The sequence below is a fragment of the Streptomyces sp. NPDC127129 genome (assembly GCF_042671585.1).
Lineage (GTDB): Bacteria > Actinomycetota > Actinomycetes > Streptomycetales > Streptomycetaceae > Streptomyces.
On sequence record NZ_JBHXTV010000014.1, the window covers coordinates 176,782 to 189,731 of the forward strand.

General features: G+C 65.6%; 25 protein-coding genes. All 25 read right to left on the reverse strand.

The genetic code is table 11. The features are described 5' to 3' along the window. Positions 1 to 45: 45 nt before the first annotated feature. The 25 genes from rpsM to rplD all read right to left on the reverse strand — a co-directional run bounded on the left by rpsM (position 46) and on the right by rplD (position 12,949). Positions 46 to 426, reverse strand: a complete 381-nt coding sequence (gene rpsM, locus ACFVGW_RS26060; RefSeq protein ID WP_005313488.1) for a 30S ribosomal protein S13 — start codon at positions 424 to 426, stop codon at positions 46 to 48. A gap of 185 nt (positions 427 to 611) precedes the next feature. Beyond that, entirely contained in the window at positions 612 to 725 is a 114-nt protein-coding gene (gene rpmJ / locus ACFVGW_RS26065; RefSeq protein WP_003956441.1) for a 50S ribosomal protein L36, read from the reverse strand. Between the two features lie 62 nt (positions 726 to 787). Next, positions 788 to 1,009 (reverse strand): translation initiation factor IF-1, encoded by a 222-nt coding sequence (gene infA / locus ACFVGW_RS26070; RefSeq protein WP_003956442.1) that lies wholly within the window; start codon positions 1,007 to 1,009, stop codon positions 788 to 790. Between the two features lie 151 nt (positions 1,010 to 1,160). After that, positions 1,161 to 1,997 (reverse strand): type I methionyl aminopeptidase, encoded by an 837-nt coding sequence (gene map / locus ACFVGW_RS26075; protein ID WP_352188395.1) that lies wholly within the window; start codon positions 1,995 to 1,997, stop codon positions 1,161 to 1,163. Between the two features lie 95 nt (positions 1,998 to 2,092). Beyond that, the gene (locus tag ACFVGW_RS26080) at positions 2,093 to 2,740 is read right to left on the reverse strand and encodes an adenylate kinase (protein WP_383223110.1); all 648 of its coding nucleotides are present in this window, start codon (positions 2,738 to 2,740) and stop codon (positions 2,093 to 2,095) included. Next, the gene (gene secY / locus ACFVGW_RS26085) at positions 2,740 to 4,059 is read right to left on the reverse strand and encodes a preprotein translocase subunit SecY (RefSeq protein WP_385853671.1); all 1,320 of its coding nucleotides are present in this window, start codon (positions 4,057 to 4,059) and stop codon (positions 2,740 to 2,742) included. Before secY ends, ACFVGW_RS26080 begins: the two co-directional genes overlap by 1 nt. Positions 4,060 to 4,272: 213 nt before the next feature. Beyond that, entirely contained in the window at positions 4,273 to 4,728 is a 456-nt protein-coding gene (gene rplO, locus ACFVGW_RS26090; RefSeq protein ID WP_361445400.1) for a 50S ribosomal protein L15, read from the reverse strand. Position 4,729: 1 nt separating this feature from the next. Further along, positions 4,730 to 4,912, reverse strand: coding sequence for a 50S ribosomal protein L30 (rpmD, locus tag ACFVGW_RS26095; protein ID WP_005313525.1), 183 nt, complete (start codon positions 4,910 to 4,912; stop codon positions 4,730 to 4,732). Beyond that, complete coding sequence (rpsE, locus tag ACFVGW_RS26100; RefSeq protein WP_015035588.1) at positions 4,912 to 5,514, reverse strand: 30S ribosomal protein S5; 603 nt, start codon at positions 5,512 to 5,514, stop codon at positions 4,912 to 4,914. The genes rpmD and rpsE overlap by 1 nt, the downstream gene beginning before the upstream one ends. A gap of 46 nt (positions 5,515 to 5,560) precedes the next feature. Then, a complete protein-coding gene (gene rplR / locus ACFVGW_RS26105; RefSeq protein ID WP_352188391.1) occupies positions 5,561 to 5,944 on the reverse strand; it encodes a 50S ribosomal protein L18 in 384 nt (127 codons plus the stop codon). Positions 5,945 to 5,947: 3 nt separating this feature from the next. Beyond that, positions 5,948 to 6,487, reverse strand: coding sequence for a 50S ribosomal protein L6 (gene rplF, locus ACFVGW_RS26110; protein WP_352188390.1), 540 nt, complete (start codon positions 6,485 to 6,487; stop codon positions 5,948 to 5,950). 21 nt (positions 6,488 to 6,508) lie between these two features. Next, positions 6,509 to 6,907, reverse strand: a complete 399-nt coding sequence (gene rpsH / locus ACFVGW_RS26115; protein WP_158989430.1) for a 30S ribosomal protein S8 — start codon at positions 6,905 to 6,907, stop codon at positions 6,509 to 6,511. A gap of 208 nt (positions 6,908 to 7,115) precedes the next feature. Continuing rightward, on the reverse strand, positions 7,116 to 7,301 hold the full coding sequence (locus tag ACFVGW_RS26120) for a type Z 30S ribosomal protein S14 (protein WP_003948630.1): 186 nt from the start codon (positions 7,299 to 7,301) through the stop codon (positions 7,116 to 7,118). Positions 7,302 to 7,306: 5 nt separating this feature from the next. After that, positions 7,307 to 7,864 (reverse strand): 50S ribosomal protein L5, encoded by a 558-nt coding sequence (gene rplE, locus ACFVGW_RS26125; protein WP_260229393.1) that lies wholly within the window; start codon positions 7,862 to 7,864, stop codon positions 7,307 to 7,309. Continuing rightward, entirely contained in the window at positions 7,864 to 8,175 is a 312-nt protein-coding gene (rplX, locus tag ACFVGW_RS26130; protein ID WP_015035583.1) for a 50S ribosomal protein L24, read from the reverse strand. Before rplX ends, rplE begins: the two co-directional genes overlap by 1 nt. Positions 8,176 to 8,177: 2 nt before the next feature. Next, positions 8,178 to 8,546: a 50S ribosomal protein L14 gene (gene rplN, locus ACFVGW_RS26135; RefSeq protein ID WP_003956455.1), complete on the reverse strand. Its 369-nt coding sequence runs from the start codon at positions 8,544 to 8,546 to the stop codon at positions 8,178 to 8,180. Between the two features lie 106 nt (positions 8,547 to 8,652). Continuing rightward, on the reverse strand, positions 8,653 to 8,934 hold the full coding sequence (rpsQ, locus tag ACFVGW_RS26140) for a 30S ribosomal protein S17 (protein ID WP_352188389.1): 282 nt from the start codon (positions 8,932 to 8,934) through the stop codon (positions 8,653 to 8,655). Beyond that, positions 8,934 to 9,158 carry a 50S ribosomal protein L29 gene (gene rpmC / locus ACFVGW_RS26145; protein WP_352188388.1) on the reverse strand — a complete coding sequence of 75 codons (225 nt, stop codon included), beginning with the start codon at positions 9,156 to 9,158 and terminating at the stop codon, positions 8,934 to 8,936. The genes rpsQ and rpmC overlap by 1 nt, the downstream gene beginning before the upstream one ends. Further along, positions 9,158 to 9,577, reverse strand: coding sequence for a 50S ribosomal protein L16 (gene rplP, locus ACFVGW_RS26150; RefSeq protein ID WP_015035580.1), 420 nt, complete (start codon positions 9,575 to 9,577; stop codon positions 9,158 to 9,160). Before rplP ends, rpmC begins: the two co-directional genes overlap by 1 nt. A 5-nt stretch (positions 9,578 to 9,582) precedes the next feature. Further along, positions 9,583 to 10,416, reverse strand: a complete 834-nt coding sequence (gene rpsC, locus ACFVGW_RS26155) for a 30S ribosomal protein S3 (protein ID WP_352188387.1) — start codon at positions 10,414 to 10,416, stop codon at positions 9,583 to 9,585. Continuing rightward, positions 10,416 to 10,763: a 50S ribosomal protein L22 gene (gene rplV, locus ACFVGW_RS26160; protein ID WP_041662774.1), complete on the reverse strand. Its 348-nt coding sequence runs from the start codon at positions 10,761 to 10,763 to the stop codon at positions 10,416 to 10,418. Before rplV ends, rpsC begins: the two co-directional genes overlap by 1 nt. Positions 10,764 to 10,805: 42 nt before the next feature. Further along, positions 10,806 to 11,087, reverse strand: a complete 282-nt coding sequence (gene rpsS, locus ACFVGW_RS26165) for a 30S ribosomal protein S19 (RefSeq protein ID WP_015035577.1) — start codon at positions 11,085 to 11,087, stop codon at positions 10,806 to 10,808. Positions 11,088 to 11,099: 12 nt separating this feature from the next. Beyond that, positions 11,100 to 11,936 (reverse strand): 50S ribosomal protein L2, encoded by an 837-nt coding sequence (gene rplB, locus ACFVGW_RS26170; RefSeq protein WP_383223104.1) that lies wholly within the window; start codon positions 11,934 to 11,936, stop codon positions 11,100 to 11,102. 39 nt (positions 11,937 to 11,975) lie between these two features. After that, positions 11,976 to 12,299, reverse strand: a complete 324-nt coding sequence (rplW, locus tag ACFVGW_RS26175; RefSeq protein WP_352188385.1) for a 50S ribosomal protein L23 — start codon at positions 12,297 to 12,299, stop codon at positions 11,976 to 11,978. Further along, entirely contained in the window at positions 12,299 to 12,949 is a 651-nt protein-coding gene (rplD, locus tag ACFVGW_RS26180) for a 50S ribosomal protein L4 (protein ID WP_352188384.1), read from the reverse strand. Before rplD ends, rplW begins: the two co-directional genes overlap by 1 nt. Between the last annotated feature and the right edge of the window lies 1 nt (position 12,950).

Genomic DNA, 12,950 nt, shown 5'->3' on the forward strand with positions numbered 1-12,950 from the left:
GTCGGTCCTACAGCGAAGACCGCTTGGTCAAGCGTCCGCTGAGGACTACTTCTTGCCCGGCTTCTTCTTACCGGCGATGGCGCGACGCGGGCCCTTACGGGTACGGGCGTTCGTGCTGGTGCGCTGACCGTGCACGGGCAGACCACGACGGTGGCGGATGCCCTGGTAGCACTGGATCTCGATCTTGCGGCGGATGTCGCCCTGGATCTCGCGGCGGAGGTCACCCTCGGTCTGGAGGTTGGCGTCCACGTACTCGCGGATCTTGACCAGGTCCTCTTCGGCCAGGTCACGAACGCGGGTGTTCGGGTTCACGCCGGTGGAGGCGAGGATCTCCTTGGACCGGGTGCGCCCGATACCGAAGACGTAGGTGAGTGCGATCTCCACACGCTTTTCGCGCGGGATGTCAACACCGGAAACGCGTGCCATTCAATGGCTCCTGTGTGTTCGGGGGTCTTCCGCAAAGCCGCTCCCGACCGCCGTATGAGGTACGAATCGGGTCCCCGGCCCCCGCCGGAGGTGCCGCCGACCCTTGCGGGCTGGGCGGGCTCTGCGTATGTACGTATTGCTTGCGTCGCGCGAAGAACTGCGGGGTGCAGGTCGGTCGGCGTGCGTCAGCCCTGGCGCTGCTTGTGGCGCAGGTTGTCGCAGATGACCATGACCCGGCCGTGACGGCGGATCACCTTGCACTTGTCGCAGATCTTCTTGACGCTCGGCTTGACCTTCATGGGATGTGAGGTTCTCCGGGTCAGTGCCACCACCCGCGGCGGAGCCGGGGTGCGGGCAAGATCTACTTGTACCGGTAGACGATCCGGCCACGCGTCAGGTCGTACGGAGAGAGCTCCACGACGACCCGGTCGTCCGGAAGGATTCGGATGTAGTGCATCCGCATCTTGCCGGAGATGTGCGCGAGGACCTTGTGACCGTTCTGGAGCTCCACCTTGAACATGGCGTTCGGGAGGGACTCGATCACGGTGCCCTCGATTTCGATGGCACCTTGCTTCTTGGCCACGCTTCGCCTTTCGAATCGGCTACCTTGATCGACTCTCGATCCGCGTGCGGACACACGGGTACACGAGAGCCGACGCATCAGTCTACGTCAGGGCCCTGGAAAAGACGAATCCGGGAAGTTTGCCCACGGAAGAAGATCCTTACGCAAGCGGCTACGCCAGCGGGTCCGGGGCCGCCGTGACGCCCAGCTCCGCCAGCTTCGCCCTGCCGCCGTCCGGGGACGTCAGGACCAGGGGGCCCTCCTCCGTCAGGGCCACCGAGTGCTCCCAGTGGGAGGACCAGGTGCCGTCCGTGGAGACGACCGTCCAGTCGTCCTTCAGGACCTCCGTGCGGGGCGTGCCGAGCGAGACCATCGGCTCGATCGCCAGGCAGAAGCCGGGCACCAGCTTCGGGCCCTTGCCGCGCTTGCGCGAGACGTAGTTCAGCAGGTGCGGGTCCATGTGCATCTCGGTGCCGATGCCGTGGCCCCCGTAGTCCTCGACGATGCCGTACTTGCCGCCGCCCGGCTTCGGCTGGCGGCGGATGTACGTCTCGATCGCGCGCGACACGTCCACCAGCCGGTTGCCGTTCTTCATCGCGGCGATGCCGGCCCACATCGACTCCTCGGTCACCCGCGAGAGCTCGATCAGCTCCGGAGCGTGGCCCGAGCCCACGAACGCCGTGTACGCCGCGTCGCCGTGCCAGCCGTCGACGATCGCGCCCGCGTCGATCGAGATGATGTCGCCGTCCTTGAGGACGGTCTTCTCGTCCGGGATGCCGTGGACCACGACCTCGTTCACCGAGGTGCAGATGGTCGCGGGGAAGCCGCCGTACCCGAGGAAGTTCGACTTCGCCCCGTGGTCCGCGATCACCTTCCGCGCGACCTCGTCCAGGTCCTTCGTCGTGGCGCCCGGCACGGCCGCCTCACGCGTGGCCGCGTGGATGGCGGCGACGACCAGCCCCGCCTCGCGCATCTTCGCGATCTGCTCGGGGGTCTTGATCTGCACCATCGTGACGGGGGCCTTTCCTACGAGTACACGGACAGAACAACGATACGGCCGCGGCGCCCCCGAGGGGCACCGCGGCCGTGTCGAACGAACCGGGGTTACTTCTTGAGCGCGGCCATCGCCTTCGCGGTGACCTCGTCCACCTTGCCGAGCGCCGAGATCGTCACGACCAGGTTCTGCGCCCGGTAGTAGTCGATGATCGGCTCGGTCTGCGTGTGGTAGACCTCCAGGCGCCGGCGGACGGTCTCCTCGGAGTCGTCGTCGCGCTGGAAGAGCTCACCGCCACAGACGTCGCAGACGCCCGCGGTCTTCGGAGCGTTGTACGTCACGTGGAAGACGTGCGCGCTGTCGTTGCGGCAGATGCGGCGACCCGCGATCCGCTTCACGACCTCGTCCTCGGGGACCTCCAGGTCCAGGACCGCGTCCAGCTGCATGTCCTCGGCCTTGAGGACCACATCCAGCGCCTCGGCCTGGGCCACGTTCCGCGGGAAGCCGTCGAGCAGGAAGCCGTTGGCGGCGTCGGCCTGCTCCATGCGGTCCTTGGCCATCCCGATGGTCACCTCGTCGGGCACGAGGTCGCCGGCGTCCATGTACGCCTTGGCCTTCACGCCCAGCTCCGTGCCCTGCGAGATGTTGGCACGGAACAGGTCACCCGTTGAGATGTGCGGAATGTCCAGGTTCTTGGCAAGGAACGCAGCCTGCGTACCCTTGCCGGCCCCGGGCGGTCCGACGAGGACGATTCGCATCAGCGGAGGAACCCTTCGTAATTGCGCTGCTGGAGCTGGCTCTCGATCTGCTTCACGGTCTCCAGCCCCACACCCACGATGATGAGGATGCTCGTCCCACCGAAGGGGAAGTTGGCATTGGCACCGCCGAAGCCTGCCAACGCCATCGTCGGCACAAGAGCGATCAGACCCAGATACAGCGAGCCCGGCCAAGTGATCCGGTTGAGCACGTAGCTCAGATACTCGGCAGTAGGTCGACCAGCCCGGATACCCGGGATGAAGCCACCATACTTCTTCATGTTGTCCGCGACTTCCTCGGGGTTGAACGAGATCGCCACGTAGAAGAAGGCGAAGAACACGATCAGGAGGAAGTACGTAGCGATGTAGTAGGGGTGGTCACCCTTGACGAAGTGGGCTTCGATCCAGGTCTTCCACCCCGCGGAGGAGTTCGAGAACTGCGCGATCAAGGCCGGGATGTAGAGCAGCGACGAGGCGAAGATGACAGGAATCACACCTGCCTGGTTCACCTTGAGAGGGATATAAGTGGACGTTCCGCCGTAGGACCTGCGGCCGATCATCCGCTTCGCGTACTGCACCGGGATGCGTCGCTGGGCCTGCTCGACGAAGACGACCAGGGCCACCATCACGAAGCCGATCAGGATGACGGTGCCGAACTCGATCCAGCCCTTGGCGAGCTTGCCGCTCTCCTTGATGGCCCACAGGGCGCCCGGGAAGCCGGCGGCGATCGAGATGAACATCAGGATCGACATGCCGTTGCCGATGCCGCGGTCGGTGATGAGCTCGCCGAGCCACATGACGACGGCGGTGCCGGCGGTCATCGTGATGACCATGGTGGCGGTGACGAAGATCGACTGGTCGGGGACGACCTGGTTGGCCACCGTGCAGCCGCTGAAGAGCGCGCCGGTGCGTGCCGTGGCCACGAGACCGGTGCCCTGGAGGATGGCGAGCGCGATCGTCAGATAACGCGTGTACTGCGTGATCTTGGCCGTGCCCGACTGACCCTCCTTCTTGAGGGCCTCGAGGCGCGGGATCACGACGGTCAGCAGCTGCAGGATGATGCTCGCCGTGATGTACGGCATGATGCCGAGCGCGAAGATGGTGATCTGCAGCAGCGCCCCGCCACTGAACATGTTCACCAGGCCGAACAGGGAGTTGTTGCCCTGGCTCGCCTGGTCCACACACTGCTGTACGGCCTGGTAGCTGACACCGGGGACGGGGATGTGTGCCCCGAGCCGGTACAGCACGATGATGCCGAGTGTGAAGAGCAGCTTCTTGCGCAGGTCGGGCGTCTTGAACGCCCGGGCGAACGCGGTGAGCACGGTGCCTCCTGCGACCCCCGCGCCATGCGCATGAGGTGACGGTCTTGAGGTTCGACGAATAGGTAACGGTCGTGAAATCCGTGTGGGCATACCGCACGGAGCCTAGACAGTGCACGCCACCTTACCGGCGACCATGCCCCCCTAGGAACGACCAACCGGGGATGCCCCTTTTGGGAGGCATCCCCGGTTGGATGTTCAAGCCATCGAGTCGTCTCAGACGAGCTCGGTGACGGTGCCGCCCGCGGCGGCGATCTTCTCCTTGGCGGAGCCGGAGACGGCGTCGACCGTCACCTGCAGCGCCACGGAGACCTCGCCGGCGCCGAGCACCTTGACGAGCTGGTTCTTACGAACCGCACCCTTGGCGACCAGATCGGCCACCGTGACCTCGCCACCCTGCGGGTAGAGCGCGGCCAGCTTGTCCAGGTTGACAACCTGGTACTCGGTGCGGAACGGGTTCTTGAAGCCCTTGAGCTTCGGGAGACGCATGTGGAGGGGCATCTGCCCACCCTCGAAGCGCTCCGGAACCTGGTAGCGGGCCTTCGTGCCCTTCGTACCACGACCGGCCGTCTTACCCTTCGACGCCTCACCACGACCCACACGGGTCTTGGCGGTCTTGGCGCCCGGGGCGGGACGGAGGTTGTGGACCTTCAGCGGGTTGTTCTCCGCCATGTCAGTCGACCTCCTCGACCGTCACGAGGTGGCGGACGGTGTGCACCATTCCGCGGAACTCGGGGCGGTCCTCCTTGACGACCACGTCGTTCAGGCGCTTGAGCCCGAGCGAACGCAGGGTGTCGCGGTGGTTCTGCTTGCTGCCGATGTACGACTTCGTCTGCGTGATCTTGAGGCGAGCCATTACGCACCCGCTCCCGCACGCGCACGAAGCAGAGCCGCGGGGGCGACGTCCTCGAGGGGCAGACCACGGCGAGCCGCGATCTCCTCGGGGCGCTGCAGACCCTTCAGGGCCTCCACGGTCGCGTGCACGATGTTGATCGCGTTGTCGGAGCCGAGCGACTTCGACAGGATGTCGTGAACGCCGGCGCACTCGAGCACGGCACGCACCGGGCCACCGGCGATAACGCCGGTACCGGGGGAAGCCGGCTTGAGCAGGACGACGCCCGCGGCCTTCTCGCCCTGGATCGGGTGAGGGATGGTGCCCTGGATGCGGGGAACCTTGAAGAAGTTCTTCTTGGCTTCCTCGACACCCTTGGCGATGGCCGCGGGAACTTCCTTGGCCTTGCCGTAACCGACACCTACGGTGCCGTCACCGTCGCCCACCACGACCAGCGCGGTGAAGCTGAAGCGACGACCACCCTTGACAACCTTGGCGACGCGGTTGATCGCGACAACGCGCTCAACGTACGCGGTCTTCTCGGCGGCAGCGCCGCCGTCACGGCCCTTCCGGTCCCGCCGCTCGCCGCCACCGGCACCGCTTCCGCGGCGCTGGGGTCCAGCCATTGGATTTACCTCTCTCTGTTACGTCCGTTAGTCCCGGAACCGGGGCTTAGAACTTCAGCCCGGCTTCGCGGGCGGCGTCAGCCAGAGCGGCAATGCGCCCGGCGTACCTGTTGCCACCACGGTCGAACACGACAGCCTCGACACCCGCGGCCTTGGCGCGCTCGGCGACGAGAGCGCCGACCTGCTTGGCCTGCGACGACTTGTCACCCTCGCCACCACGGATCGACGCGTCCAGGTTCGACGCGGACGCAAGGGTGTGACCCTTGAGGTCGTCGATGACCTGAGCGGTGATACCGCGGTTGGAACGCGTCACGACGAGGCGCGGACGCTCCGCCGTACCCGACACGTTCTTGCGGATGCGGATGTGACGGCGGGCCTTAGCAGCACGCTTGTAAGCGTCGCCCTTGGCGATCTTCACACCGTATGCCATGGCTTACTTACCAGCCTTTCCGACCTTGCGGCGGATGACCTCGCCGGCGTACTTGACGCCCTTGGCCTTGTACGGGTCGGGCTTCCGCAGCTTGCGGATGTTCGCCGCGACCTCGCCGACCTTCTGCTTGTCGATGCCCTCGACCGAGAACTTGGTCGGCGACTCGACCTTGAACGAGATGCCCTCGGGCGCCTCGACCAGGATCGGGTGGCTGTAACCGAGCTGGAACTCCAGGTTGGAGCCCTTCGCGGCCACGCGGTAACCGACACCGCTGATCTCGAGCGCCTTCACGTAACCCTGGGTCACACCGGTGATCATGTTGGCCACCAGCGTGCGGGACAGGCCGTGAAGGGCCTTGTTCTGACGCTCGTCGTTCGGACGGGTGACGTTCAGAACGCCGTCCTCGCCCTTAGCGATGTCGATCGGCGCGGCGACGGTGTGGCTCAGGGTGCCCTTGGAACCCTTCACCGTGACCGTGCGGCCCTCGATGGTGACGTCCACGCCGGCGGGAACCTGGATAGGCAGCTTGCCAATACGCGACATTAGCTATTCCTCCGTTCCCGACTACCAGACGTAGGCGAGGACTTCCCCACCTACGCCCTTCTTGCCTGCCTGCTGGCCGGTCAGGAGACCGTGGGACGTGGAGATGATCGCCACGCCCAGGCCGCCGAGAACCTTCGGCAGGTTGGTGGACTTCGCGTAAACCCGGAGGCCCGGCTTCGAGATCCGCTTGATGCCCGCGATGGAGCGCTCACGGTTCGGACCGAACTTGAGCTCGAGGACGAGGTTCTTGCCGACCTCGGCGTCCTCGACCTTCCAGCCCGTGATGAAGCCCTCCTGCTGGAGGATTTCCGCGATGTGAGACTTGATCTTGCTGTGCGGCATTGACACGGAGTCGTGGTACGCCGAGTTCGCGTTACGCAGACGCGTGAGCATGTCTGCGATGGGATCAGTCATGGTCATGAATTGGCCTTCGGCCTCTCTCGCCGGGGTTTCCTGTATGCGCCATCCCTCTCCCCACACAGGGGCGGGACGGGTGCGGCGCGGGGACCTACGGCGTAGTAAGTCGTACGGGCGACGGACGCCCAACCCTCCTAGCCTAAGCCATGGAGGGGTGGGCCTCCGCCAACCCTCTGCTTACCGAGAGACTCCGGTCATCCCAACGAAGGGATTACCAGGAGCTCTTGGTCACGCCCGGCAGCTCGCCACGGTGAGCCATCTCACGAAGGCACACGCGGCACAGGCCGAACTTGCGGTACACGGAGTGGGGACGACCACAGCGCTGGCAGCGCGTGTAGCCACGCACGCCGAACTTGGGCTTGCGGGCAGCCTTCGCGATGAGAGCCTTCTTCGCCATCTCGCTTACGCCTCCTTGAACGGGAAGCCGAGGTGACGGAGAAGGGCGCGGCCCTCAGCGTCGTTGGTCGCCGTGGTGACCACGGTGATGTCCATACCCCGGACACGGTCGATCTTGTCCTGGTCGATCTCGTGGAACATGACCTGCTCCGTGAGACCGAAGGTGTAGTTGCCACGCCCGTCGAACTGCTTGGGGGACAGACCACGGAAGTCGCGGATGCGCGGAAGCGCGAGCGACAGGGTGCGGTCCAGGAACTCCCACATGCGGTCGCCACGGAGGGTGACGTGCGCACCGATCGGCTGGCCCTCACGCAGCTTGAACTGCGCGATGGACTTACGGGCCTTGGTGACGGCCGGCTTCTGACCGGTGATCGTGGTGAGGTCGCGGATGGCGCCCTCGATCAGCTTGGAGTCGCGGGCGGCGTCGCCCACACCCATGTTGACCACGACCTTGACGAGGCCGGGGATCTGCATGACGTTCTCGTAGGAGAACTCCTCACGCAGCTTGCCCGCGATCTCCTCGCGGTACTTCGTCTTGAGACGCGGAGTGGTGGTGGTAGCCATCAGATGTCCTCACCCGTCCGCTTGGCAACGCGGATCTTGTTGCCCTCGTCGTCGAAGCGGTAACCGACGCGCGTGACGACCTTCTTGCCGTCCTTCTCAACGACCAGCTGGACGTTGGAGACGTGGACCGGCGCCTCGGTCGTGACGATGCCACCGGCCTGCGACGGGCCGGCCTTGGTGTGCTTCTTGACCCGGTTGACACCCTCGACGAGGACGCGGTTCTCGCGGGGGAAGGCCGTGATGACCTTGCCCTGCTTGCCCTTGTCCTTACCGGTGATGACCTGGACCAGGTCGCCCTTCTTGATCTTCATGCTTACAGCACCTCCGGCGCGAGCGAGATGATCTTCATGAACTTCTTCTCGCGCAGCTCACGGCCCACCGGGCCGAAGATACGGGTGCCACGAGGGTCGCCGTCGTTCTTGAGAATGACAGCGGCGTTCTCGTCGAAGCGGATGTACGAGCCGTCCTGGCGGCGGCGCTCCTTGACGGTGCGAACGATGACCGCCTTGACGACGTCACCCTTCTTCACGTTGCCACCGGGGATCGCGTCCTTGACGGTGGCGACGATGACGTCACCGATGCCCGCGTAGCGGCGACCGGAACCACCGAGAACACGGATGCAAAGGATCTCCTTGGCACCAGTGTTGTCGGCGACACGCAGTCGCGACTCCTGCTGGATCACGTCTATCTCCTGATTGTCTGCCGGTTCCCGGCGGGGGTCCGTCCCTTACGGAACGGAGCCCCCACCGAGCCTGGCGGAACTGACCTGAGGGAAACCCCTCAGGTGATTACTTGGCCTTCTCGAGGATCTCGACGACGCGCCAGTGCTTCGTCGACGACAGCTTCCGGGTCTCCATCAGGAGGACGCGGTCGCCGACGCCGGCAGCGTTCTGCTCGTCGTGAGCCTTGAGCTTGTTCGTACGGCGGATGACCTTGCCGTACAGCGCGTGCTTGACGCGGTCCTCGACGGCGACGACGACGGTCTTGTCCATCTTGTCGCTGACGACCAGGCCCTCGCGGACCTTGCGAGCGTTGCGCTCGGTCTTCTCAGTCACATTGCTCTCGCTCATCAGGCGTTCTCCACCGTCTCGATGCCCAGCTCGCGCTCTCGCATCAGGGTGTAGATCCGGGCGATGTCCTTACGGACGGACTTGAGCCGACCGTGGTTCTCGAGCTGGCCCGTCGCCGCCTGGAAGCGGAGGTTGAACAGCTCTTCCTTGGCCTCGCGGAGCTTGGCGACAAGCTCCTCGCTGCCCAGCTCGCGCAGCTCGGACGCCTTGGTACCGGCGGTCATCACAGCTCACCTGCTTCGCGCTTAACGATCTTGCACTTCATCGGCAGCTTGTGGGCCGCACGGGTCAGGGCCTCGCGCGCGATCTTCTCGTTCGGGTAGGACAGCTCGAACATCACCCGACCGGGCTTGACGTTCGCGATCCACCACTCCGGCGAACCCTTACCGGAACCCATGCGGGTCTCGGCAGGCTTCTTCGTCAGCGGGCGGTCCGGGTAGATGTTGATCCAGACCTTGCCGCCACGCTTGATGTGGCGGGTCATCGCGATACGAGCCGCCTCGATCTGGCGGTTGGTCACGTACGCCGGAGTGAGGGCCTGAATGCCGTACTCGCCGAACGCAACCTGCGTACCACCCTTGGACATACCGCTGCGCTTCGGGTGGTGCTGCTTGCGGTGCTTGACCCTACGGGGGATCAGCATTTCGGTCAGGCCTCCGTTCCGGTGCTCTCAGCAGCCGGAGCGGCGGCGGGAGCGTCGGCCTTGGGGGCCTCGGCAGCCTGAGCCTGCTGCGGCTTGCGACCGCGACCGCCACGCTCGCCACCACGGCCACCACGGCCGGCGGGGCGCTCAGCGCCACCGCGGGCCGGACGGTTGCCGGCGCGGGCAGCGGCGTTCTCGGCGCGGACCTCGGCGATGTTCTTGACGTCGCCCTTGTAGATCCAGACCTTCACGCCGATGCGGCCGAAGGTCGTCTTGGCCTCGAAGAAGCCGTAGTCGACGTTCGCGCGGAGCGTGTGCAGGGGCACGCGGCCCTCGCGGTAGAACTCCGAGCGGGACATCTCGGCGCCGCCGAGGCGACCGCCGCACTGGATCTTGATGCCCTTGGCGCCGGCCTTCATCGTGCCCTGCATGCTCTTACGCATGGCGCGACGGAAGGAGACGCGGGAGGAGAGCTGCTCGGCAACGGCCTGAGCAACCAGCTGAGCGTCCATCTCGGGGTTCTTGACCTCGAGGATGTTCAGCTGGACCTGCTTGCCCGTGAGCTTCTCGAGGTCGCCGCGGATGCGGTCGGCCTCGGCGCCACGGCGGCCGATGACGATGCCGGGACGAGCGGTGTGGATGTCCACACGCACGCGGTCACGGGTGCGCTCGATCTCAACCTTCGAGATGCCGGCGCGCTCCATGCCGGACGTCATCATCCGACGGATGGCGACGTCTTCCTTGACGTAGTCCTTGTACAGCTTGTCGGCGTACCAGCGGGACTTGAAGTCCGTGGTGATGCCGAGTCGGAACCCATGCGGGTTAACCTTCTGGCCCATTACCGGGTTCCTTCCTTGCTGCTGACGACCACGGTGATGTGGCTGGTCCGCTTACGGATCCGGTAGGCACGGCCCTGGGCACGCGGACGGAACCGCTTCAGGGTCGGGCCCTCATCCACGAACGCCTCGCTGATGTACAGCGAAGAGGCGTCACTGTGGTCGTAGTTGTGCGCGGCGTTGGCGATGGCGCTGTCCAGCACCTTGCCGACCGGCACGCTCGCGGCCTGCGGGGCGAAACGCAGGACCGCCTGAGCCTCCGTGGCATCCATGCCACGGATAAGGTCCACCACACGGCGGGCCTTCATGGGCGTAACGCGGATGTACCGCGCCTGGGCCCTGGCTTCCATGGTTGTCCTTCCAGTGTCTGTCATGGTCATTCCACCCCGCTACTAGCGGCGCTTCGACTTCCGGTCGTCCTTCACGTGACCCCGGAAGGTGCGCGTCGGCGAGAACTCGCCGAGCTTGTGGCCGACCATCGACTCGGTGACAAACACCGGAATGTGGGTCTTGCCGTTGTGCACCGCGATCGTGTGGCCGAGCATGGCCGGGATGATCATCGAGCGACGGGACCAGGTCTTGATGACGTTCTTGGTACCGGCTTCGTTCTGAGCGTCCACCTTCTTTACGAGGTGGCCGTCAACGAAGGGTCCCTTCTTGAGACTGCGCGGCATCTAAACCCGCTCCTAGCGCTTCTTGTTCGTCTTGCGGCGGCGGACGATGTACTTGCTCGAAGCCTTCTTCGGCGAGCGAGTACGACCCTCCTTCTGACCCCACGGGGAGACCGGGTGGCGACCACCGGAGGTCTTGCCCTCACCACCACCGTGCGGGTGGTCCACCGGGTTCATCGCCACACCGCGAACGGTCGGGCGAACGCCCAGCCAGCGCTTACGGCCGGCCTTGCCCCAGTTGATGTTCGACTGCTCGGCGTTGCCGACCTCGCCGATGGTGGCGCGGCAGCGGGCGTCGACGAGACGGATCTCACCGGACGGCATACGAAGGTGGGCCATCGTGCCCTCCTTCGCCAGCAGCTGCACGGAGGCACCGGCGGAACGCGCGAACTTGGCGCCGCCACCGGGACGGAGCTCGATCGCGTGGATCGTGGTACCGACCGGGATGTTGCGGAGGGCCAGGTTGTTGCCGGGCTTGATGTCGGCCGTGGGGCCGTTCTCAACCCGGTCACCCTGCGCGAGACCACGCGGGGCGATGATGTAGCGCTTCTCGCCGTCCGCGTAGTGGAGCAGCGCGATGCGAGCGGTGCGGTTCGGGTCGTACTCGATGTGAGCGACCTTGGCCGGCACGCCGTCCTTGTCGTGACGACGGAAGTCGATCACGCGGTAGGCGCGCTTGTGGCCGCCACCCTGGTGTCGAACCGTGATCCGACCGGTGTTGTTACGGCCGCCCTTGCTGTGCAGGGGGCGGACCAGCGACTTCTCCGGCGTGGACCGCGTGATCTCGACGAAGTCGGCTACGGAGGAGCCACGGCGGCCCGGCGTAGTCGGCTTGTACTTGCGGATTCCCATTTCTCAGTCCTCGTCCGATTCCGGACGACTCGACCGCCGTCAGGCGGTCGGGCCGCCGAAGATGTCGATACGGTTGCCCTCGGCAAGGGTCACGATGGCGCGCTTGGTGTTGGCGCGCTTGCCGAAACCGGTGCGGGTGCGCTTGCGCTTGCCCTGACGGTTGATCGTGTTGACCCCGGTGACCTTGACCGAGAAGACCGCCTCGACGGCCTGCTTGATCTGAGTCTTGTTGGCGCCGGGCGCAACGATGAACGTGTACTTGTTCTCGTCGAGCAGCGCGTAGCTCTTCTCGGAAACAACCGGCTTGACGAGGATGTCACGCGGGTCCGTGAAGGTCTTGCTGGTGATCGTGGCCTCGGACATCAGGCCTCGCTCCCTTCGTTGTCAGCGGCCTTGGGGCCAGACACGAAGGACTCGAGGGCGGCCTGGGTGAAGACCACGTCGTCGGATCGCATCACGTCGTACGTGTTCAGCTGGCCCGGCTCCAGGATGTGCACCTGGGGCAGGTTGCGGGCGGACAGCCACGCGGCCTCGTCGGAGCGCTCGACGACCAGGAGCAGGTTCTTGCGCTCCGAGATCTTGCCGAACAGCGTCTTGGCGGCCTTGGTGGAGATGCCACCCTCGACCACGCCGGAGACGACGTGGATGCGGGAGTGGGTCGCCCGGTCGGAGAGGGCACCGCGGAGGGCGGCGGCCTTCATCTTCTTGGGGGTCCGCTGCGAGTAGTCACGCGGCACGGGACCGTGCACGACGCCACCACCGGCGAACTGCGGGGCGCGGGTCGAACCCTGACGGGCGCGGCCGGTGCCCTTCTGGCGGTACGGCTTCTTGCCACCACCGCGGACCTCGCCACGCGTCTTGACCTTGTGCGTACCCTGACGGGCGGCGGCCAGCTGCGCGACGACGACCTGGTGGATCAGCGGGATGCTGACCTTGGCCTCGAAGATCTCGGCCGGGAGCTCGACGGTCCCGGTCTTGTCGCCGGAGGGCGACAGAATGTCAATGGTGCTCATA

Coding starts and splice junctions, on each gene's coding strand:
- rpsM (WP_005313488.1), bottom strand. CDS start 426: ATGGCACGCGTTTCCGGTGTTGACATCCCGCGCGAAAAGCGTGTGGAG.
- rpmJ (WP_003956441.1), bottom strand. CDS start 725: ATGAAGGTCAAGCCGAGCGTCAAGAAGATCTGCGACAAGTGCAAGGTG.
- map (WP_352188395.1), bottom strand. CDS start 1,997: ATGGTGCAGATCAAGACCCCCGAGCAGATCGCGAAGATGCGCGAGGCG.
- ACFVGW_RS26080 (WP_383223110.1), bottom strand. CDS start 2,740: ATGCGAATCGTCCTCGTCGGACCGCCCGGGGCCGGCAAGGGTACGCAG.
- rplO (WP_361445400.1), bottom strand. CDS start 4,728: ATGGCGGAGAACAACCCGCTGAAGGTCCACAACCTCCGTCCCGCCCCG.
- rpmD (WP_005313525.1), bottom strand. CDS start 4,912: ATGGCTCGCCTCAAGATCACGCAGACGAAGTCGTACATCGGCAGCAAG.
- rpsE (WP_015035588.1), bottom strand. CDS start 5,514: ATGGCTGGACCCCAGCGCCGCGGAAGCGGTGCCGGTGGCGGCGAGCGG.
- rplR (WP_352188391.1), bottom strand. CDS start 5,944: ATGGCATACGGTGTGAAGATCGCCAAGGGCGACGCTTACAAGCGTGCT.
- rplF (WP_352188390.1), bottom strand. CDS start 6,487: ATGTCGCGTATTGGCAAGCTGCCTATCCAGGTTCCCGCCGGCGTGGAC.
- rpsH (WP_158989430.1), bottom strand. CDS start 6,907: ATGACCATGACTGATCCCATCGCAGACATGCTCACGCGTCTGCGTAAC.
- ACFVGW_RS26120 (WP_003948630.1), bottom strand. CDS start 7,301: ATGGCGAAGAAGGCTCTCATCGCGAAGGCTGCCCGCAAGCCCAAGTTC.
- rplE (WP_260229393.1), bottom strand. CDS start 7,864: ATGGCTACCACCACCACTCCGCGTCTCAAGACGAAGTACCGCGAGGAG.
- rplX (WP_015035583.1), bottom strand. CDS start 8,175: ATGAAGATCAAGAAGGGCGACCTGGTCCAGGTCATCACCGGTAAGGAC.
- rpsQ (WP_352188389.1), bottom strand. CDS start 8,934: ATGAGCGAGAGCAATGTGACTGAGAAGACCGAGCGCAACGCTCGCAAG.
- rpmC (WP_352188388.1), bottom strand. CDS start 9,158: ATGACCGCCGGTACCAAGGCGTCCGAGCTGCGCGAGCTGGGCAGCGAG.
- rplP (WP_015035580.1), bottom strand. CDS start 9,577: ATGCTGATCCCCCGTAGGGTCAAGCACCGCAAGCAGCACCACCCGAAG.
- rpsC (WP_352188387.1), bottom strand. CDS start 10,416: ATGGGCCAGAAGGTTAACCCGCATGGGTTCCGACTCGGCATCACCACG.
- rplV (WP_041662774.1), bottom strand. CDS start 10,763: ATGGAAGCCAGGGCCCAGGCGCGGTACATCCGCGTTACGCCCATGAAG.
- rpsS (WP_015035577.1), bottom strand. CDS start 11,087: ATGCCGCGCAGTCTCAAGAAGGGACCCTTCGTTGACGGCCACCTCGTA.
- rplB (WP_383223104.1), bottom strand. CDS start 11,936: ATGGGAATCCGCAAGTACAAGCCGACTACGCCGGGCCGCCGTGGCTCC.
- rplW (WP_352188385.1), bottom strand. CDS start 12,299: ATGTCCGAGGCCACGATCACCAGCAAGACCTTCACGGACCCGCGTGAC.
- rplD (WP_352188384.1), bottom strand. CDS start 12,949: ATGAGCACCATTGACATTCTGTCGCCCTCCGGCGACAAGACCGGGACC.